The sequence below is a fragment of the Mycolicibacterium sp. ND9-15 genome, from assembly GCF_035918395.1.
GTDB lineage: Bacteria > Actinomycetota > Actinomycetes > Mycobacteriales > Mycobacteriaceae > Mycobacterium.
The window spans coordinates 1,239,137-1,258,256 of the sequence record NZ_CP142362.1; the positions used below are offsets into that span (position 1 = coordinate 1,239,137).

General features: G+C 67.6%; 17 protein-coding genes and 1 pseudogene. 6 read left to right on the plus strand and 12 right to left on the minus strand.

Annotated elements, in window-relative coordinates:
• From QGN32_RS06065 to QGN32_RS06100, 8 genes and pseudogenes are all read right to left on the minus strand, one after another.
• Positions 1 to 1,581, minus strand: coding sequence for a GTPase (locus tag QGN32_RS06065; protein ID WP_326547728.1), 1,581 nt, complete (start codon positions 1,579 to 1,581; stop codon positions 1 to 3).
• The gene (locus tag QGN32_RS06070) at positions 1,578 to 3,245 is read right to left on the minus strand and encodes a dynamin family protein (RefSeq protein ID WP_326547729.1); all 1,668 of its coding nucleotides are present in this window, start codon (positions 3,243 to 3,245) and stop codon (positions 1,578 to 1,580) included. Before QGN32_RS06070 ends, QGN32_RS06065 begins: the two co-directional genes overlap by 4 nt.
• A 340-nt stretch (positions 3,246 to 3,585) precedes the next feature.
• Entirely contained in the window at positions 3,586 to 3,987 is a 402-nt protein-coding gene (gene vapC / locus QGN32_RS06075) for a type II toxin-antitoxin system VapC family toxin (RefSeq protein WP_326547730.1), read from the minus strand.
• Positions 3,984 to 4,196: a type II toxin-antitoxin system VapB family antitoxin gene (locus tag QGN32_RS06080; RefSeq protein ID WP_326547731.1), complete on the minus strand. Its 213-nt coding sequence runs from the start codon at positions 4,194 to 4,196 to the stop codon at positions 3,984 to 3,986. The genes vapC and QGN32_RS06080 overlap by 4 nt, the downstream gene beginning before the upstream one ends.
• Positions 4,197 to 4,281: 85 nt before the next feature.
• Positions 4,282 to 4,530 carry a hypothetical protein gene (locus tag QGN32_RS06085; protein ID WP_326547732.1) on the minus strand — a complete coding sequence of 83 codons (249 nt, stop codon included), beginning with the start codon at positions 4,528 to 4,530 and terminating at the stop codon, positions 4,282 to 4,284.
• 1,066 nt (positions 4,531 to 5,596) lie between these two features.
• A pseudogene (locus tag QGN32_RS06090) lies at positions 5,597 to 6,313 on the minus strand (glycogen debranching enzyme); the annotation flags it as partial.
• Positions 6,314 to 6,316: 3 nt separating this feature from the next.
• Positions 6,317 to 8,935: a bifunctional acetaldehyde-CoA/alcohol dehydrogenase gene (gene adhE, locus QGN32_RS06095; RefSeq protein ID WP_326547733.1), complete on the minus strand. Its 2,619-nt coding sequence runs from the start codon at positions 8,933 to 8,935 to the stop codon at positions 6,317 to 6,319.
• A 136-nt stretch (positions 8,936 to 9,071) separates the two neighbouring features.
• On the minus strand, positions 9,072 to 9,485 hold the full coding sequence (locus tag QGN32_RS06100; protein ID WP_326547734.1) for a hypothetical protein: 414 nt from the start codon (positions 9,483 to 9,485) through the stop codon (positions 9,072 to 9,074).
• 93 nt (positions 9,486 to 9,578) lie between these two features.
• Here QGN32_RS06100 and satS point away from each other — a divergent pair, with 93 nt between their 5' ends.
• The gene (gene satS / locus QGN32_RS06105; RefSeq protein ID WP_326547735.1) at positions 9,579 to 10,841 is read left to right on the plus strand and encodes a protein export chaperone SatS; all 1,263 of its coding nucleotides are present in this window, start codon (positions 9,579 to 9,581) and stop codon (positions 10,839 to 10,841) included.
• Positions 10,842 to 10,997: 156 nt separating this feature from the next.
• Here satS and QGN32_RS06110 read toward each other — a convergent pair whose 3' ends face one another.
• The 3 genes from QGN32_RS06110 to QGN32_RS06120 are packed head-to-tail and all read right to left on the minus strand — an operon-like array spanning position 10,998 to position 13,826.
• On the minus strand, positions 10,998 to 12,083 hold the full coding sequence (locus QGN32_RS06110) for an adenosine deaminase (RefSeq protein ID WP_326547736.1): 1,086 nt from the start codon (positions 12,081 to 12,083) through the stop codon (positions 10,998 to 11,000).
• A gap of 13 nt (positions 12,084 to 12,096) precedes the next feature.
• Positions 12,097 to 13,404, minus strand: a complete 1,308-nt coding sequence (locus QGN32_RS06115) for a thymidine phosphorylase (RefSeq protein ID WP_326547737.1) — start codon at positions 13,402 to 13,404, stop codon at positions 12,097 to 12,099.
• Entirely contained in the window at positions 13,401 to 13,826 is a 426-nt protein-coding gene (locus QGN32_RS06120) for a cytidine deaminase (protein WP_326547738.1), read from the minus strand. The genes QGN32_RS06115 and QGN32_RS06120 overlap by 4 nt, the downstream gene beginning before the upstream one ends.
• A 256-nt stretch (positions 13,827 to 14,082) precedes the next feature.
• Between QGN32_RS06120 and sdhC the strand changes: the two genes are divergently transcribed.
• From sdhC to QGN32_RS06145, 5 genes are all read left to right on the plus strand, one after another.
• Positions 14,083 to 14,523 (plus strand): succinate dehydrogenase, cytochrome b556 subunit, encoded by a 441-nt coding sequence (sdhC, locus tag QGN32_RS06125; RefSeq protein ID WP_442791786.1) that lies wholly within the window; start codon positions 14,083 to 14,085, stop codon positions 14,521 to 14,523.
• A 56-nt stretch (positions 14,524 to 14,579) separates the two neighbouring features.
• The gene (locus QGN32_RS06130) at positions 14,580 to 14,999 is read left to right on the plus strand and encodes a succinate dehydrogenase hydrophobic membrane anchor subunit (RefSeq protein WP_326548959.1); all 420 of its coding nucleotides are present in this window, start codon (positions 14,580 to 14,582) and stop codon (positions 14,997 to 14,999) included.
• Positions 15,000 to 15,010: 11 nt separating this feature from the next.
• Positions 15,011 to 16,765, plus strand: a complete 1,755-nt coding sequence (gene sdhA, locus QGN32_RS06135) for a succinate dehydrogenase flavoprotein subunit (RefSeq protein ID WP_326547739.1) — start codon at positions 15,011 to 15,013, stop codon at positions 16,763 to 16,765.
• Positions 16,765 to 17,538: a succinate dehydrogenase iron-sulfur subunit gene (locus QGN32_RS06140; protein ID WP_326547740.1), complete on the plus strand. Its 774-nt coding sequence runs from the start codon at positions 16,765 to 16,767 to the stop codon at positions 17,536 to 17,538. The genes sdhA and QGN32_RS06140 overlap by 1 nt, the downstream gene beginning before the upstream one ends.
• A 99-nt stretch (positions 17,539 to 17,637) precedes the next feature.
• The gene (locus QGN32_RS06145; RefSeq protein WP_326547741.1) at positions 17,638 to 18,243 is read left to right on the plus strand and encodes a carboxymuconolactone decarboxylase family protein; all 606 of its coding nucleotides are present in this window, start codon (positions 17,638 to 17,640) and stop codon (positions 18,241 to 18,243) included.
• Here QGN32_RS06145 and QGN32_RS06150 read toward each other — a convergent pair.
• The gene (locus QGN32_RS06150; RefSeq protein WP_326547742.1) at positions 18,218 to 19,120 is read right to left on the minus strand and encodes a sigma-70 family RNA polymerase sigma factor; all 903 of its coding nucleotides are present in this window, start codon (positions 19,118 to 19,120) and stop codon (positions 18,218 to 18,220) included. The two genes, QGN32_RS06145 and QGN32_RS06150, sit on opposite strands and share 26 nt — an antisense overlap.

Here is a 19,120-nt window from a genome sequence, read left to right on the forward strand (position 1 = left end):
TCAGCTTTTCAGCGCGTGAACCGCCTCGGACAACTGCTCGTACGCAGACAGTTCTGTCCGCAACGGCGCCAAGACGAAGTCTTGGCCCACCGCGTCGACTCGTCGTCGCAGTTCGGATGCCGCCCGCCGCCTGCGCCGGGCGGCGCCCAACGCCACGAATGGCCGCACGACCACGCGAAGCACCAATCCCAGGGCGAGTCCGCCGACGAGAAGCGCGCTCGGCCAGGCGAACGGTCCGAGCGATGGGGCATCGACGTCGATCTGCAGGTAGGCCAACACGGCGATCACGCCCAACCACGCCCCGCCCACGACCGCCGCGGCGAGCAGCGCCCATTGCAGCGCGCCGGCCAGCGCCCACCACCGCGGCGGCCGGTCCATCCCGAGGTTGGTTCCGCCGACGGCTCGGTCCAGCGCGTCGGGCACCGCTGCCGACCGAGACTTCGCCGCCTCCAACAACTTTCGTGGCCACGGTGCCGGCAGCCCGGTCGAGGCGGTGTCGGCCAGCGAGCGGACGGCGCTGTCCACCGCCGCACGCGAGGCCGCAGACGCCGACGGTAACGAAGTGCGGCGAAGCACTTCGTCTTGCGCTCCGGATCGATTTATCCCCAACCGCCGCAACGGATCCGGTCTCACCTTGGACAACCAGCTCAGCGGCGGCCAGCCGACCGCCGCCAGTCCCCGGCGATCGTAGGCGCGACCCACGGCTGCCACGACTGTCGGCACTCCGGCCGCCGCCGCCAGCGCGCCCTGCAGCCGTCGCTGCGCGTCCCGCAGTGCGGGTTCGGATCGGCGCCTCGGGACCAGCGGTGTCAGCCGAGCGGCGATGCTGTCCAGATCTGCGCTCACCCGCGCAGTCCGAGCGCGGTGGTCGGCGACCGTCGACGCCAGGAACTCGTGCAGCGGCGCTGCCCCGTCCGGCGTCACCGCCGAGGTCGTCAACACGGGCACGCCGGCCAGTCCGTCCTGGGCCAGCAGCCGGTGGAGGTCGCGTACACAGGAATCCACGTCGGGCACGGACAGCCGATCCGACTGGTTGAGCACCACCGCCATCACTTCGCGATGCGCCGACAGCGGCCGCAGATAGGAGTCGTGCAGCACCGCGTCTGCGTACTTCTGCGGGTCGAGTACCCAGACGAAGGCGTCGACGAGCCGAACCAGCCTGTCGACTTCGGCTCGATGGGACAGCTCGGTGGAGTCGTGGTCGGGCAGGTCGAGCAGCACAAGACCGGACAACTCCGGAGCGTACGGCTCCGCCCTGTACTGCCGGTTCCCTATCTGGAGCCAGTCCAGCAGTTCGGTGGCGCCGGATGGTCCGAACACAACCGCCTGGCTGGCCGACGTCGTCGGCCGGCGGATGCCGACGGTGGCCAGCTGCTCCCCGACAACGGCGTTGAACAACGACGACTTCCCGCTCCCGGTCGCCCCTGCCAGCGCCACAACGGTGTACTCCCCGGACAGCCGCAGCCGGGTCCCGGCCCGTTCGTCCAGCGCGCGCAACTCGGTGAGCACATCGTCGGGCAGCCGACCGGCCCCGAGCTCGGCCACCGAAGTCAGCGCACCGAGCCGAGCGGCGAGGCTCATCGCAACACCGCCGCAACGGAATTCGCCGCCGCTCGCAGCTCATCGCCGGAAACCAACGACGCCGCCGACCCCAGCACGTCGGTGTAGCGGCCACTGTCTTGACCCAACAGGTCCTCGACCCGAGCCAGCAGGTCGTCGCGGGCCCGCCGGGCCAGGCCGCGGACCGCCTGCTCGCCGAAGATCGCCTCCAGCACCTTTTGGCCGGCCACCGACGTGCCGCCGGCCACAGCGATCTCGGCGCCGGTCAAACCGGCCGTCTGGCTGAACACCGCAAGCATCACGACCAGCCCGGCACCGTTGACGCCGTAGGAGGCCAGTCGTGCGCCCGACCGCTTCGACGCGCCCTCGGTACGGACCAGCTCGAGCACGAACTCCTGCCAGTCGCGGACCAGCCGCTCGGTTGCTTCGGGCAAGCCGGCGGCGGGCCGGGCCAGCTCGTCGGTCAGCAGCGGCTCACCCGCCTGGTGCCGCGCCCAGCAGCCGTACGCCGACTCCGCGGCCTCTTCGACGGCGGCCTGCACGACCGTCGCGATCCCGGATTCCAGCGCGGTCCCGAGTTCCTCCACCGGGCCCGGCCGCCCGCTCACCGCGGCCACCACACGGTCGCGGATCCTGCCGACACGCGACTCGAGTTTGCGCAGAAACTCGCCCGTCCCGACCACGTCCTGCCAGCGGGCCAGGACCTCGCCCCGCAGCAACGCCCCGTCACGGACCGCCTCGTCCACCCGCGAAAGGGCATCGCCGTAGGCCGAAGAGACGCAGGACTCCAACTGCTTGCGCACCGCGGATTGTTCGTCGGCCGCGTCGGCCAGCGCGTACGCCCGAGGCGCGAGGCTCCGGAGCGCCCCGTCCAGCGTGTAGCGCACTACCGCGGCCCGCTGCTCGGCATCGGCGGTGAGGCTTGCCAGCCACGACCGGATGGGCGCAATCGTCTTCTCCCGCAACAGTCCCGCGCGAAGCGACTGCTCGGGCACGACGAACAGCGGCGCGCCGCCCAGTCCGTTCGCCGCGAGCATGTCCGAGAGGTGCGCGCCCACATCCTTGACCGCCTCGGGCGGGCAGCGGTCGAGCACGATGGCGATCGCCGTACCCCGGTCCCGGGCGGTGTGGAGCATCTGCCAGGGCACGGCGTCGGCGTACCGGGCCGCGGTCGTCAAAAAGATCCACAGGTCGGCGGCCGCCAGCAGGGTGGCCGCGAGTTCGCGATTGGTGCTCACGACGCTGTCGATGTCCGGGGCGTCGAGCAGCGCAAGTCCGGGGCCGATGCCCGGGTTGGTCGCCAACCGCAGACCGTCCGGCCCCGACGAGCGCGGCAGTTGCGGCAGGATTCGGTCGTCGGTGAACCACATCAGGTCCGAGGGGTGACACACGATCACCGGGCCCCGGGTGGTCGGCCGCAGCACACCGGCCGGGCTCACGTCGGTGCCGACCAGGGAATTGATCAAGGTCGATTTCCCGGCGCCCGTCGACCCGCCGACCACCGCCAGCAGTGGGGCATCGATACTGCGCAGCCGGGGAATCAAGTAGTCCGCCAGCTGTCCGGTCAACTCGCGGCGGTCCCGTTCGGCCGGCCACGCCGACGGCGCCGGCAGCGGGAACGTCGTGCGTGCCAGCACCTCGCTCAGGGCGGCCACCGCGGCGACGATGTCGGTGGCTTCCGTCATTGCTACAGCCTGCCCTAGGTTGCCGCGCCGGCGGGCTGATTTGCCACTCCGGCTCAAGGCAGACCATCAGTGGTTGAGGAACCGAACTAACTGCTGGGCTTCGTAAAGTCCACGCCGTGCGATTGCCCGACCCTAGTACCGAGGGGAAAGTCTTGCTCGACCAGCGCCGCCGTATGCCTGAATGACGTTGCCGCACAACGTGATTCGCCTAGACAGAGGGGTATGCCTTGGTGTGGTACAGGATCAGATCGGCAGTTGTTCGATCCCGAGTTTCGAATGGTTTACCGACCGGCTGCTGACAGCAGCGACCATCGTGGATCGCGTTCGTAATTGCATCGGCCTACCGCAGTGATATCGCCGCCAGACTCGTCATCTGTGCGATGACCTCGAAGTCGGCGTCGCGGTGCATGAGCTGTGCGCCGTGTCGCATTGCAACCGCAGCGATCAGACAGTCGTTGATGCTGCGAATCGTGTGGCCGGAGCGGCGAGCCGCGCGATACATCTGAGCGGCGAGACGAAAGTCAACCGCGTCCTCGACGCGCAGCGACGGCAATCCATTGACCAGCCGCTCGAGTTTCGCCAAGTGCGCATCGGCCGCGCCGGCCAGGATCTCCATCGCCACCGGCTCACACATCGCGATCTGACCGAGTTCGCCGTCGAGCAGATGGCGCAGCCGCACGGCTGCCGTGGATCCGGTGGCGCGGAGGTATTCAACCCATACCGAGGTGTCCACCAGAATCATGAAATGTCGGCGGGCCGGTCGGTGCGCATTTCCTCGAGATCACCTTCCCAGCCGATTCCTTCCAATCCGAGCACGAATTCGCGGGTCAGCGGCGCACCGACCAATCGGCGCAGGGCCAGGTCGACGGCGTCCTTTTTTGTCGCCACTCCGAATCGGCGCATCACCTCTGCGACGAGCTTGTCGTCGAGGTCGATGTTGGTCCGTGTCATACACCTAGCGTACACCTATGATACACCTAGCCCCATACCCGCGCGTTCATCTATCTCCGAGTTCCCCGGCCCGGAGGCGGCCGCGTCAGCCGTCGCGCAGGTCGGCGCACAACAGCACCACCGAGTGTGCGCCGACCCGATACGTCGATGCTGTAATCGGTTGTCCGCTAGCGAGATCGGCGACATCGTCGGGGGGATCGAGTCCGGTGTCGGCGAGCCGTCGCCACGGCAGTTCCACCGGAGGCAGCTCGAACTCCACGGGCGCCTCGGAGCTGTTCAGCATCGCGTGCACCATCCGCGTCCCGACCACGCTGCGCACAGTGAGCGCCAACACCTGCGAATCCTCCGACCAGTCCGGCTGATACGTGCGACGGGCCGTGGAACTGCACCAACGATTGGGTCAGGAACTCCCGCAGCGGCAGCCCGTGCACCACGCGCGTCATGTCGAGCTCGAGCCGCACGTCGATCAGCGTCTCGACGAATCGGCGGATGTCGGCGTACCGATCCGTCAGCGACCAGTCGAACCAGCTGATTTCGTTGTCCTGGCAGTAGGGATTGTTGTTGCCCCGCTGCGTTCGCCGGACTTCGTCGCCCATCAAGATCATCGGCACACCCACGGCGATCAGCGTGATTCCCAGCATGCCCTTCACCAGGCGGGTTCGAAGGCGCTCGATCTCTGGATCGTCGGACGGTCCTTCGATTCCGCAATTGGTCGAGTGATTGTCGTCAGCGCCGTCTCTGTTCTGGCCGAGGTTGGCCTCGTTGTGTTTTCGGGCATAGCTGACGAGGTCGTTGAGGGTGAAACCGTCGTGGCAGGCGACGAAGTTGATGCTGTGTTCGACCTCGGCCGGGCGACGCTCGAACAGGTCCGGGCTGCCGAGCAGTCGGTTCGGCAGCAACGCGACGGTGCCCGGGTCGCCGCGCGAGAACCGGCGAATATCGTCGCGGAACTTGCCGTTCCACTCGCGCCACCGATCCCCGACGAACGATCCGAGCTGATACAGGCCGGCGACATCCCAGGCCTCCGCGATCACCTTGGTGCCAACCAGCATCGGGTCGTTCTCGATCTCCCAGATGAGCGGCGGGTCAGCCATCGGAACGCCGTGCTGGTCGCGGGTCAGCGCCGACGCCAGGTCGAACCGGAACCCATCCACGTGCATCCGGCCCACCCAGTGGTGCAGTGCGTCGATGATCATCCGGCGCACCACCGAGTGGTTTGCGTTGACGGTGTTTCCACATCCCGTGGCATCGAGATATCTTGACGAATCCGTCGGATCCAGAAGGTAATAGGTCTGCTTGTCCAGGCCTCGCCAGCAGAATGTCCGCCCCTCCACCCCACCCTCGGCGGTGTGGTTGAACACGACGTCGAGGATCACCTCGATGCCGGCCCGGTGCAACTGCTTGACCATGTCCCGGAATTCGTCCAACGCACCGACCGGGTCGCGGCATGACGCGTACGCGGCATGCGGGGCGAAGAACGACACCGGGCTGTAGCCCCAGTAGTTGACCAGTCCAGGTGGTGCGTCCTGCGGATCGAACGCCTGCACCGGCATCAGTTCCACCGCGGTGATTCCCAGCGAGCGCAGATACGGGATCTTGGCCACCAGTCCGGCGTAGGTACCGGCCAACCGGGGCGACAGCCCGCTGTTCGGGTGGGCCGTAAAGCCCCGGACGTGCAGTTCGTAGATGACGGTGCGGGCGAACGGCCGCCCCAGCGGGGCGTCGCCTTCCCAGTCGTACCCGTCGAGATCGGCCACCACGCTCTTCATCGCGGTGCGCGAATCCCGTTGTGCGCGTGTCCCTGCCATGCGGTCATATTTCGTCGGCACCGCCACCGCCACCCCGTACGGGTCGAGCAGAACCGCCGACGTGTCGTGGACACGCCAGGCGTAGACCTGTCCCGGGCCGACATCGGGGACGAAAACATGCCAGTAGTAGGCCGTCCGGTTCTGCTGGCGGTCGAGCGGGATCACCCGCGCGGGATGCGCGTCGTCCACGTCGTCGAACAACAGCAGATCCAGCCCCGCCGCGGTGCGCGACCACACCGAGAAGTTGGTCCCGCCGTCGACACGATGAGCACCCAGCGGATAGGCGCGGCCCCCACCGTGACCGGCCATGAGCTAAGCCGTCGTATCGCCGGAGTAACCGAGCTGCAGCAAGGTGGTGATCTCGCTGACAAGCGGCATTCGCGGGTTGGTGCGGTTGCTCAGATCCTCGAACGCGGCCATCGCGAGTTCCGGTAGCGCCGCGGAGAATTCGTTTTCGGGCACGCCGTATTCCTTCAGCGAGCGCGGCATGTCGAGCCGATCGATCAGCTCTTCGACGCCGCGGAACAATCGCTGCCGGCAGTCCTCGGGGTCGTGGCCACCGAAGACGAGCTGGCCGAGCTGGGCGTACTTCTCGGGCACCACGTACGCCGAGTATCCGGGCGCCGGCATGAACTTGCTCGGCAGGCTGGAGTTGTAGCGCAGCACATGCGGCAGGAAGATGCCGTTGGCCCGGCCGTGTGCGATACCGAATCGCGCGCCGACGGCGTGCGCCAGCGCATGGTTGGTGCCGACGAACGCGTTCGAGAACGCCAACCCTGCCAGCGTCGCCGCGTTCGACATGTCGGTGCGCGCCGACATGTCGTCCGGGTCGGCGTACGCCCGGGGCAGCGCGCTGAAGATCAGCCGTACCGCCTGGGCGCACAACGCATCCGTGTACGACGAGGCGAAGATCGAGATCACCGCTTCCAGGGCATGGGTCAATGCGTCGACGCCCGTGTCGGCGGTCAGGGTGGGCGGCATGGACGACGTCAGCACCGGGTCGATGATGGCCAAATCTGGCACCAAACTGTAGTCGACCAACGTTTCTTTACGGCCGCCAACGGTCAGCACAGCAGCGGGCGATACCTCCGAACCGGTTCCCGACGTCGTTGGAATCGCGACCAATTCGAGCAGGTGCCGATCGGTCGGGAACTCGGCCACCCGCTTGCGGGGGTCCAGGAACGGCATCGTCAGCTCGTCCAGGCTCTTTTCCGGATGCTCGTAGAACAACCGCATCGCCTTCGCCGCATCGAGCACCGACCCGCCGCCGATGGCGATCAGCACGTCGGGCTCGGTCCGCTGCATCAACGCCACGCCGCGCCGGATCGTCGCCTCGTCCGGCTCCGGGGTCACCTCGCTGAACACCTGCACGTGATGGGTACGCAGTTTGCCGCGCACTTGATCCACCACGCCACGCTCCTCGCTCAGCGCGTCGGTGACCACCACGACCGTCTCGCAGTCCAGATCGCGCAGATTGTCCAGCGCCCCCTCGTTGAAGTACGTGTTGGACGGCACCCGGAACCACTGCGGCGGCGTCCGTCGCTGCGCCACGGTCTTGATGTTCAGCAACTGCCGGTAGTTGACGTTCTCGGTGGTACTCGATCCGCCCCAGGTGCCGCACCCCAGCGAGAACGTCGGCGTCAGGTTGTTGTAGATGCCGCCGAGCGCGCCGACCGCGGTGGGCGCGTTGACCAGGATGCGTCCCGTGCGCACCGCCAGGCCGTACCGTTCGACAACGTCGTCGTCGTTGGCGTAGATCGCCGACGTGTGTCCCAGCCCGCCGTGTTCGGTGACCAGCACTGCCGCGTCGATGCCGTGCTGGACGTCGCGCGCACGCACCAACCCCAGCACCGGCATCAGCTTCTCGGACACCAACGGATGCGCGGCGAGTTCGTCGAGGTCCGACGGCAGCGGCGCCAGCAACACCTTCACGGTCGGCGACACGGTGAAACCGGCACGGGCGGCCAGTTCGGAGGCCCTCTGCCCCACCGCGTCCAGCGAGACCTTGTCGCCACAGCCGAACGCGAACTCGGCGATCTTGCCGGCTTCCTCGTCGGTCAGCAGGCGAGCGCCCATCCGCTCGAACTCCGCGACCACCTCGTCGTAGATCTCGTCGTCGATGATGCAGGTCTGCTCGGCCGGGCAGATGACCGACGAGTCGAAGGTCTTCGAGATGAGCATGTCGACGACGGCGCCCTTGATGTCGGCCGTCTTGTGGATGTAGATCGGCGCGTTGCCCGGGCCCACGCTGACGCCCGGCTTCCCGGACGCGTTGGCGAGCGCGACGATCTTGGGCCCACCGGTCACCCAGACGAAGTCGACCTTCGGATGCTTGAACAGGTAGTGGGTCACCTCGTGCGCGGCGTCCGGGAGGACCTGCAGCGTGCCCGCCGGCATCCCCGCCGCTTCAGCGGCTTCTCGCAAAATCTCGATGCTGCGCACGCATGAGCGCACCGCGTACGGCGACGGGCGGAACAGCATGGCGTTGCGCGTCTTGGCGGCCACGATCGCCTTGAACAGCACCGTCGAGGTCGGGTTCGTCACCGGGGTGATGGCCAGCACCACCCCGATCGGCTCGGCGACATAGCGGATGTTGTTCTCGACATCCTCGTCGATGACGCCGACCGATCGCTTGTCGCGGAGGTAGTCGTGCAGGAATTCGGTGGCGACGTAGTTCTTGACGACCTTGTCCTCGAACACGCCGAAGCCCGTCTCGTCGATCGCCACCGCGGCCAACTCGGCGGCCGCCCGCAGTCCGGCGCGCACCATGGCCTCGACTATCGCGTCGACCTGCTCTTGGTCGAAGGTCCGGAATTCGCGCGCCGCGCTGGCCGCGGCATCGACGACGGCATCGACGTCATCTGTCGCCCACTGCTCGGTGTGGCGTGTATCAGTCGCCCGAAGGCTGTCATCCGTACGAATAGAACTCATGTTCGCGCCCTTGACTTTCGGCCCGCCGCGCCAGGTCACCGTGGGCGCGGATGCCCTCGACGCTACGTGGCCCGAGGTGCCGGCTCAGCCGGTTCGCGCGCAGTGGGGACAGAATTCTGTCGGAAGAGGACTTTGGTCACTCCGGCGCCGATGATCGGTGACCCGACTCGGGGGGCGACGGCACAGCGCGCAAGGCCAGCGCACCCAGCGCCAGCACCGAGACCGCCGGCGTGAGGAACAGCAACACCGCCCAGGCCGGCCCCACCCCTTCGCCGCTGAGGGCCTTGACCAACGTGAACACCGCGACCACCCAGCTCACCGCGGCCGCGAGCACCGACACCAGCAAGGACACCGCCAGCGAGCGGGTCAGACCGTAGTGCCGGTAGCCGGTCACCGTGAGCAGCGCCGCGGTGGGCAACACGATGACGAGCGCTCCGAGCCACGGCTGGGTGGCGCCGATGCGCAACCCCGGCACCAGCACCGCCGCCGCCAGCACGGCGGCGCCCAGTAGACCCGCCACCGCGATACCGCGGCCGTTCCTCGTCGGCATGACTGGACATTCTGCCGAAGTCGGACGCCCACCCGTGCGGTTTGGCCCTGCGCGGCGCAAGTGCGTGCAGGCCGGGTGGCTATCCTGTGCCGCATGGCTGCTGAGATCGTGCCGGTCCGGCTCGGGTTGACCAAGGGTGACCTGTACACGTTGTGGGCGCCCCGCTGGCGCGACGCCGGCGACGAGTGGGAGGCCTTCCTCGGCAAGGACGAGGACCTGTATGGCTTCGAGTCGGTGGCCGACCTGGTCGCGTTCGTCCGGACCAATAAGGACAACGACCTTTTCGACCACCCCGCATGGGACAAGCTCACCGAGGCCAACGCGCACCGGCTGGACCCGGACGAGGATCATCACTGCGACGTCGTCGACGTGCCGGAGATCGTCGCCGAGAAGGCCAGCGACGAGGCAGTGCGGCGGTTGCACCGGACCCTGGCGATCGTCTCGGCGCTCGGATCGGTGTGCGAACTCCCAGCTGTCACAAGGTTTTTCAACGGCAATCCCGTGCTGAGCACGCTCGGCGGCGGGGCCGACGCGTTCTCCGGCCGCCGAGGGCGCAAACGGTGGGCCGAGATCGAGGCCGTGATCGCCCGGGCCTGGGACAACGTCGTCGATGCGCTCGACGAGGTGATCACCACGCCCGACGTCGACATCGACGCCGCGAAGAAGGCGGAGGCCGAACTGGCCGAGCCGGCTCCGGAGCCCGAGGACGAGGTGATCGACGAGGTCGACATCGGCGGCGACGAGGACACCAGCGAGGACGAGGCCGACATCCTGGCCGATCAGGCGCAGAGCCAGGTGCTGGGCAGCGACGAGGACTTCTGGCACAAGGTCGGCATCGACCCGGTGCGGTTGATGACGAGCGCGGGTACCTACTACACGCTGCGCTGCTATCTCGGAGACCAGCCGCGCTTCCTCGGCCGTAACGGCCGCATCAGCGTCTTCGGCTCGGAGCGGGCGCTGGCGCGCTATCTGGCCGACGAACATGACCACGATCTGTCCGGCCTGCCCACCTACGACGACATCCGGACGGCGGCGACGGACGGTTCGCTGGAGGTCGAGATCACCGACGACAACGTCTACGTGCTCACCGGCATCGTCGACGATCTTGCCGACGGACCCGATGCGCTGGACCACGACCAGTTGGAACTCGCCGTCGAATTGCTCCGGGACGTCGGCGACTACTCGGAGGACACGACGGTCGACGCGGCACTCGACCCGGACCAGCCGCTGGGCCGGCTCGTCGCCCATGTGTTGGCACCCGACACCGTCCGGGCGCCGAGCCCTCCGTACGCCAAGGCCGTCGAGCAGTGGGAGGCGTTGGAGGCTTTCGTCGAGTCGCGGCTCCGTCCCGAATAGTCACTTCCCGTTCCGCCGCGAGCGTGCGCGTTTGCGCACGACACGCCGTAGTTTTGCCGCGTTTTGCGCACGCTCGCGGCCGCCCGAGCGTGCGCAACCGCATGACTTTGCGCGGCGCGTCTTCGACAGACGCGCACGCTCGCGCCGGGGTTGGCGTCAGCCGATCAGCACCGCGTAGCGCGGTTTGATCACGTCGTCGATGATGCCCAGGCGTTCGTCGAACGAGATGAACGCCGACTTCATGGCATTGATGGTGAACCGCTGCAGATCGCTCCAGCCGTAGCCGAACGTCTCGACCAGTCGCAGCATCTCCTGGCTCATCGTGGTGTCGCTCATCAATCGGTTGTCGGTGTTGACCGTGACGCGGAACCGCAGTCGGGCCAAGAGGTCGAACGGATGCTCGGAGATGCTGGCGACCGCGCCGGTCTGCACGTTGGACGAGGGGCACAGCTCGAACGGAATCCGCTTGTCTCGCAACAGCGCGGCCAGTCGGCCCAAGTGCGCGGTGCCGTCGGGCGCCACGGTGATGTCGTCGACGATGCGCACGCCGTGGCCGAGTCGGTCGGCGCCGCAGAACGCGATCGCCTCATGGATCGACGGTAGGCCGAACGCCTCGCCGGCGTGAATGGTGAAGCGCGCGTTGTTGCCTCGCATGTACTCGAACGCGTCGAGGTGCCGCGTCGGCGGGTAGCCGGCTTCCGCGCCGGCGATGTCGAACCCGACGACGCCCTTGTCGCGGAATCGGATCGCCAATTCGGCGATCTCCAGTGACCGCGCCCGATGTCGCATCGCCGTGACCAGGCATCGCACCGTGATGGCCCGCCCTTCGGCGCTGGCCGCCTTCTCGCCGTCGGCGAACCCCGCGAGCACCGCGTCGACCACCGCGTCCAGCGACAGGCCATTGTCGATGTGCAGCTCAGGCGCGAAGCGGATCTCGGCGTAGACCACGTTGTCGTCGGCGAGGTCCTCGACGCACTCGTAGGCCACCCGGTGCAGCGCCTCCGGCGTCTGCATGACGCCGACTGTGTGGGCGAACGGCTCCAGATAGCGCACCAGCGATCCGCTGTGCGCGGCGGTGCGGAAGAACGTGGCGAGGTCGTCGACGTCGGAGGCGGGCAGGTCGTCGTAACCGGAGGCCTCCGCCAACTCGAGGACGGTCGCCGGGCGCAGCCCGCCGTCCAGGTGGTCGTGCAACAGCGCCTTGGGCGCCTGCGTGATCGAGTCCAGCGTCAGCGTCGTCATGTCTGTCTCCGGTTCAATCTCCGCTCGTGATTCGGTCGATGATCAGCGGACGCGCCGGCGGTGCGGCATCGCCGACGGCCCAGCCGCCGTCCAGTTCGGCGATTGCCCCCTCGAAGCGTTCGGGGGTCTCGGTGTAGAGCGTGAACAGCGGCTCGCCGGCGCCGACCGGCTCGCCCACCCGCCGGTGGATGTACAGCCCGGCACCCGGTTGCACCCGCTCACCGGGAGCGGAGCGGCCCGCACCGAGCCGCCACACCGCCAGACCCACCGCCATCGCGTCGATGGCCTCCATCCTGCCATCGCGCGGTGCGGTGATGGTTTCGGTGTGAGGCCCGACCGGCAGCGCCTCGGTCAGATCACCGCCCTGCGCGGCGACGAGGTCGCGGAACCGGTCCATCGCCGAGCCGTCCTCCAGCGTCTGGGCCGGGTCCACGCCGTCGATGCCCGCGGCGTCGAGCATCTCGGCGGCCAACGCCACAGTCAGCTCCACCACGTCACGCGGGCCGCCGCCGGCGAGCACCTCCAGCGATTCGGCCACCTCTACGGCGTTGCCGACCGCGCGACCGAGCGGCGTGGACATGTCGGTCAACAGCGCCCGCGTCGTCAGCCCGGCCGCGGCGCCCAGGTCGACCATCGTGCGGGCCAGCTTCCGCGACTCCTCTTCGGTCTTCAGGAACGCCCCCGAGCCCACCTTGGTGTCGAGCACCAGCGCGCGGGTACCCTCGGCGATCTTCTTGCTCATCACCGAACTCGCGATCAGCGGCAGCGACTCCGTCGTCGCGGTGACGTCGCGCAGCGCGTAGATCTTCCGGTCTGCGGGGGCCAGCTCGCCGGCGGCGAAGATCGCCGCGCCGAGATCGCAAAGTTGTTGCCGAATCTGGTGTTTCGAGATTTCGGCGGTGAACCCGGGGATGGACTCGAGCTTGTCGAGCGTGCCTCCGGTGTGGCCGAGGCCGCGCCCCGCGGCCTGCGGTACCGCACCGCCGCATGCCATCACCACGGGCACCAGCGGAATGGTGATCTTGTCGCCCACCCCACCGGTGGAGTGCTTGTCCACCAACGCCAATGGCTTGCCATCGCGACGGAGGTCTGTAAAGTCCAGCCGTTCGCCGGAGTTCACCATGGCCGCCGTCCACCGGGCGATCTCGGCCGTCGTCATCCCGCGCAGGAAGATCGCCATCAGCAACGCCGACATCTGCTCGTCGCCGAGCCGGCCGTGGGTGTAGGCGTCGATCACCCAGTCGATCGCCGCATCCGAGAGCACCCCGCCGTCGCGCTTCACGCGGATCACCGTCGGCGCGTCAAATGTGAACTGCGTCACGGAGTTTCCCCGTGTGGCTGGCGGCCGCGGCGGGCCAGATCCTGCGGCCCGAAGGCGTCGGGCAGGAGGTCGCCCAGCGGCCGCGGGCCATGCGGGTGATCGATCAGCATCTGCGACCCACCATGCTCCAGCAGCAGTTGGCGGCACCGCCCGCAGGGCATCAGCACCTCGCCCGCCGCGTCGACGCACGACAGTGCGATCAGACGTCCACCGCCGGTCGTATGCAGATCGCAGACCACCGCGCACTCCGCACAGAGACCTAGGCCATATGAGACATTCTCCACATTGCAGCCGGCCACCACCCTGCCGTCGTCGGTCAGAGCCGCTGCGCCGACCGCGAACCCCGAATACGGCGCATACGCCGTTCTTGATGTCTCGGTTGCCTTGCGCCGCAACATATTCCAGTCAATATCGGTTGTCATGCCACCCTCGTCGGCCCCGTTCTGAATGCATTCCGAAGTCCCGTACGCGAAGCCGGGAGACGAAATAGGCGACCCTAACTTCGGCGTATTCGAGACGTCGACGGCTAAACCGTAGTTCGTTTAGCAGGACAAGTGGGTTTAGAGTCGCCCCGAGGTTTGGGCGAAGTGCGGGAACCGGACCGACCGCCGGGCAGCCACCCCTGCCGCCCGGTGCAGCTCCGGAGCCCGATCGTCCACCGAAGGCGTTGGAGGCAAGATGAGTGCTCAGATTTCCGGGGCGTCCCCCGCAGCCTCGGCGGTACCGGCTCCACGATCGCGGCCGTCGCGCAGGCGCACCCTCTACCGCGGCGATCCCGCGATGTGGTCGTGGGTCCTGCACCGCATCACCGGTGCGACGATCTTCTTCTTCTTATTCGTCCACGTGCTCGACACCGCGCTGGTGCGGGTCAGCCCTCAGGCCTACAACGAGGTCATCGAGACCTACAAGACGCCGCTGATCGGGCTGATGGAGATCGGCCTCGTCGTCGCGGTGCTCTACCACGCGCTGAACGGCATCCGGGTGATCCTGATCGACTTCTGGCAGCAAGGACCGCGCTACCAGCGGGTGATGTTGTGGATCGTCGTCGGCGTCTTCCTGGCGGTCTTCATCCCGGCGCTCGGCGTGATCGGGATGCACATGGCGGAGCGGTTCCTGTGAGCGGGCCGGGCGGATCCTGGACGCCTCATCACCGCGAGGGCCGGATCGCGCCGGTGATGGAGAAAGAACACGACCGGCCGGCCGGACTGGACCACCCGCGGGCGCCGCGCCGCGCGGGCGGTATCCCGTACTTCGAGAAGTACGCCTGGCTGTTCATGCGGTTTTCTGGTGCGGCACTTGTTTTTCTCGCGCTCGGCCATCTGTTCGTGATGCTGATGTGGGACGACGGTGTCTACCGCATCGACTTCAACTACGTCGCCGAGCGCTGGGCGTCGCCGTTCTGGCAGATCTGGGACATGGCGCTGTTGTGGCTGGCCCAACTGCACGGAGCGAACGGCCTGCGCACCATCATCGGCGACTACTCGCGCAAGAACACCACGAAGTTCTGGCTGAACTCGCTGCTGCTGCTGGCCACGGGGTTCACCCTGGTGCTGGGCAGCTACGTGTTGGTCACCTTCGACGCGAATATTTCGTAGAGGGATTACAGATGATTCAGGAACATCGCTACGACGTGGTGATCGTCGGTGCCGGCGGGGCCGGCATGCGCGCCGCGGTCGAGGCGGGGCCGCGGGCCCGCACCGCCGTGCTGACCAAGCTGTACCCGACCCGCAGCCACACCGGCGCGGCCCAGGGCGGCATGTGTGCCGCGCTGGCCAACGTCGAAGAGGACAACTGGGAGTGGCACACCTTCGACACCGTCAAGGGCGGTGACTACCTCGCCGACCAGGACGCCGTCGAGATCATGTGCAGGGAGGCCATCGACGCGGTGCTCGACCTCGAGAAGATGGGGATGCCGTTCAACCGCACCCCAGAGGGCCGCATCGACCAGCGCCGGTTCGGCGGACACACCCGCGACCACGGCAAGGCGCCGGTGCGCCGGGCCTGTTACGCCGCCGACCGCACCGGCCACATGATCCTGCAGACGCTGTACCAGAACTGCGTCAAGCACGACGTCGAGTTCTTCAACGAGTTCTACGCGCTGGACATCTCGTTGACCGAGACGCAGTCCGGCCCCGTGGCCAGCGGAGTCATCGCCTATGAGCTGGCGACGGGCGACATCCACATCTTCCACGCCAAGGCGATCGTGTTCGCCACCGGCGGGTCGGGCCGCATGTACAAGACCACCTCCAATGCCCACACCCTGACCGGCGACGGGCTGGGCATCTTGTTCCGTAAGGGACTCCCACTGGAGGACATGGAGTTTCACCAGTTCCACCCGACCGGACTGGCCGGGCTGGGCATCCTCATCTCGGAGGCCGTGCGCGGCGAGGGCGGGCGCCTGCTCAATGCCGACGGCGAGCGGTTCATGGAGCGCTACGCCCCGACGATCGTCGACCTCGCCCCCCGCGACATCGTCGCCCGGTCGATGGTGCTCGAGGTGCTCGAGGGTCGCGGCGCCGGGCCGAACAAGGACTACGTCTACATCGACGTGCGCCACCTCGGCGAGGACGTGCTCGAGGCCAAGCTGCCCGACATCACCGAGTTCGCCCGCACCTACCTGGGTGTCGACCCGGTCAACGAACTGGTGCCGGTGTATCCGACGTGTCACTACCTGATGGGTGGCATCCCGACCACGGTCAACGGTCAGGTGCTGCGCGACAACACGACGATCGTCTTAGGCCTGTACGCCGCCGGCGAGTGTGCGTGCGTGTCGGTGCACGGCGCCAACCGCCTGGGCACCAATTCGCTGTTGGACATCAACGTGTTCGGCCGTCGCGCCGGCATTGCCGCGGCCAACTACGCGCTGGGCCACGACCACGTCGACCTGCCGACGGACCCGGCGGCCATGGTGGTCGGCTGGGTCTCCGACATCCTCTCCGAACACGGCACCGAACGCGTCGCCGACATCCGCGTCGCGCTGCAGCAGACGATGGACAACAACGCCGCGGTCTTCCGCACCGAGGAGACGCTGAAGCAGGCGCTGACCGACATCCATGCACTCAAGGAGCGCTACGCGCGAATCGCCGTGCACGACAAGGGCAAACGCTACAACAGCGATCTGCTCGAGGCGATCGAGCTCGGCTTCCTGCTCGAGCTCGCCGAGGTCACCGTGGTGGGCGCGCTGAACCGCAAGGAGTCGCGCGGCGGGCATGCCCGCGAGGACTATCCCAACCGCGACGACACCAACTACATGCGCCACACCATGGCCTATAAACAGGGTTCGGAGCTCTTGAGCGACATCCGGCTGGACTACAAGCCGGTGGCGCAGACGCGGTACGAGCCGATGGAACGGAAGTACTGATGACATCCGTGGTTGACACCAAGGACCCGATGCTGCCGCCCGTGCCGGAGGGCGCGGTGATGGTGACGTTGAAGATCGCCCGCTTCAACCCAGAGGACCCGGATTCGGCCGGCTGGCAGAGTTTCCGGGTGCCGTCCCTGCCCACCGACCGGCTGCTGAACCTGCTGCACTACGTGAAGTGGTACCTCGACGGCACGCTGACGTTCCGGCGGTCGTGCGCGCACGGCGTGTGCGGTTCGGACGCGATGCGGATCAACGGCGTGAACCGGCTGGCGTGCAAAGTGCTGATGCGCGACCTGCTGCCCAAGAACCCCCGCAAGCAGCTGACCATCACCATCGAGCCGATCCGCGGACTGCCCGTGCACAAGGACCTCGTGGTCGACATGGAGCCGTTCTTCGACGCCTACCGCGCAATCAAGCCGTACCTGGTCACCAGCGGCAACCCGCCGACCCGGGAGCGCATTCAGAGCCAGACCGACCGCGCGCGTTACGACGACACGACCAAGTGCATCCTGTGCGCGTGCTGCACGACCAGCTGCCCGATCTACTGGAGCGAGGGCAGCTACTTCGGCCCCGCAGCGATCGTCAACGCACACCGGTTCATCTTCGACAGCCGCGACGAGGCCGCCGCCGAGCGGCTCGACATCCTCAACGAGGTCGACGGCGTATGGCGCTGCCGCACCACGTTCAACTGCACCGAGTCGTGCCCCCGCGGCATCCAGGTCACCCAGGCGATCCAGGAAGTCAAGCGCGCGCTGATGTTCGCGCGTTGATCCTTTGCGATTTCGGTGCGCTAACAATCGCTGATCGACTGGTAGCGCACCGAAACCCCAGAGTTGTCACAGTTCGGCGGGCTGTCTCGTCTAACGGGTATGACCGAAAAGACCCAGAAGACTCGTATCGAACCCCTCCCTCCGCAGCGCGCCACGCTGCTCACCAAGCTCCTCTACCGAGTCGCCAAGCGCCGGTTCGGCCAGGTGCCCGAGCCGTTCGCCGTGGCGGCGCATCACCCGCGGTTGATGATCGCCAACGTCGTGCACGAGGGCATGCTGCAGTCCGGGTCGAAGAAGCTGCCCGCCAGCGTGCGGGAGCTGGCCGTGTTCTGGACCGCCCGCACCGTCGGCTGCTCCTGGTGCGTCGACTTCGGCTCGATGCTGCAACGCCTCGACGGCCTCGACGTCGACCGGCTCAAGCACATCGACTCCTACGCGACGTCGCCGCTGTTCTCCGACGACGAGCGCGCCGCGATCGCCTACGCCGACGCGATGACCACCGACCCGCACACCATCACCGACGAGCAGGTCGACGATCTGCGGCGGCGGTTCGGCGACGACGGCGTCATCGAGCTGACGTATCAGATCGGTGTGGAGAACATGCGGGCTCGGATGTACTCCGCGCTGGGCATCACCGAGCAGGGCTTCAATTCCGGTGACGCGTGCCGGGTTCCGTGGGCTACCGACGCAGCGGCGAAGCGGTGAACTTGTCGGGGTTGGCGATATCCCAGATCGCGCAGACCCTGCCGTCGCGTACCGTCATCGCGGTGACGCGAGGCATCACCTCCGGATAGCCATCGTTGGCCGGTGAGCCGACGAGATAGTGGCCCAGCTGCCCGTTGATCTTGGCCAGCTGACTCGACGACAGAAATCCCGGTCCATAGCGCCGAGCCAGGCCGAACAGAAATCGGGCCACCTTGTCCGGACCGTGGATGACGCGCGGTGCGGTCGGTGCGCGGCGGTTCGAGTCGCCGGTGAATGTGACATTCGGATGTAGCAGTCGCACAACGGCTTCCATGTCACCCGCGGCGAGAGCCAACATCAGCGCACCCGCCACCTCGTTGTGCGTGTCATCGGGCACGGGCGGCGGCGCGTCTGCCACGGCCCGCCGCGCGCGCGACGCCAGTTGTCGCGCCGACGCCTCGCTGACACCGAGCACCTCGGCGACCTCGCCGAACGGCACAGAGAAACCGTCGTGCAGCACGAACGCCACCCGCTGATCCGGATTGAGCCGTTCGAGCACCACCATCGCGGCGAACCGGGCGTCTTCGCCGGCGACCACCGCCGCCAGCGGGTCGTCGCCCTCCAACGGGGTGACCACCGGCTCCGGAAGCCATTCCCCCACATAGGTTTCCCGCCGGTGCGCCGCCGAACGCAGCCGGTCAAGGCCCAGCCGGCTGACCACTGTGGTCAGCCACGCCCGCAGGTCTTTGATCGGCTCGTGCTGGGCGGCACTCCAGCGCAGCCAGGCGTCCTGCACGATGTCCTCGGCATCGGCGACCGTGCCCGTGAGCCGGTAGGCGACGGACAGCAGGTGCGGTCGTAGTTCCTCGAACTCGTCGACCCGCGTGCCGGCGGACAT

Coding starts and splice junctions, on each gene's coding strand:
- QGN32_RS06065 (WP_326547728.1), bottom strand. CDS start 1,581: ATGAGCCTCGCCGCTCGGCTCGGTGCGCTGACTTCGGTGGCCGAGCTC.
- QGN32_RS06070 (WP_326547729.1), bottom strand. CDS start 3,245: ATGACGGAAGCCACCGACATCGTCGCCGCGGTGGCCGCCCTGAGCGAG.
- vapC (WP_326547730.1), bottom strand. CDS start 3,987: ATGATTCTGGTGGACACCTCGGTATGGGTTGAATACCTCCGCGCCACC.
- QGN32_RS06080 (WP_326547731.1), bottom strand. CDS start 4,196: ATGACACGGACCAACATCGACCTCGACGACAAGCTCGTCGCAGAGGTG.
- adhE (WP_326547733.1), bottom strand. CDS start 8,935: ATGAGTTCTATTCGTACGGATGACAGCCTTCGGGCGACTGATACACGC.
- QGN32_RS06100 (WP_326547734.1), bottom strand. CDS start 9,485: ATGCCGACGAGGAACGGCCGCGGTATCGCGGTGGCGGGTCTACTGGGC.
- satS (WP_326547735.1), top strand. CDS start 9,579: ATGGCTGCTGAGATCGTGCCGGTCCGGCTCGGGTTGACCAAGGGTGAC.
- QGN32_RS06110 (WP_326547736.1), bottom strand. CDS start 12,083: ATGACGACGCTGACGCTGGACTCGATCACGCAGGCGCCCAAGGCGCTG.
- QGN32_RS06120 (WP_326547738.1), bottom strand. CDS start 13,826: ATGACAACCGATATTGACTGGAATATGTTGCGGCGCAAGGCAACCGAG.
- sdhC (WP_442791786.1), top strand. CDS start 14,083: ATGAGTGCTCAGATTTCCGGGGCGTCCCCCGCAGCCTCGGCGGTACCG.
- QGN32_RS06130 (WP_326548959.1), top strand. CDS start 14,580: ATGGAGAAAGAACACGACCGGCCGGCCGGACTGGACCACCCGCGGGCG.
- sdhA (WP_326547739.1), top strand. CDS start 15,011: ATGATTCAGGAACATCGCTACGACGTGGTGATCGTCGGTGCCGGCGGG.
- QGN32_RS06140 (WP_326547740.1), top strand. CDS start 16,765: ATGACATCCGTGGTTGACACCAAGGACCCGATGCTGCCGCCCGTGCCG.
- QGN32_RS06145 (WP_326547741.1), top strand. CDS start 17,638: ATGACCGAAAAGACCCAGAAGACTCGTATCGAACCCCTCCCTCCGCAG.
- QGN32_RS06150 (WP_326547742.1), bottom strand. CDS start 19,120: ATGTCCGCCGGCACGCGGGTCGACGAGTTCGAGGAACTACGACCGCAC.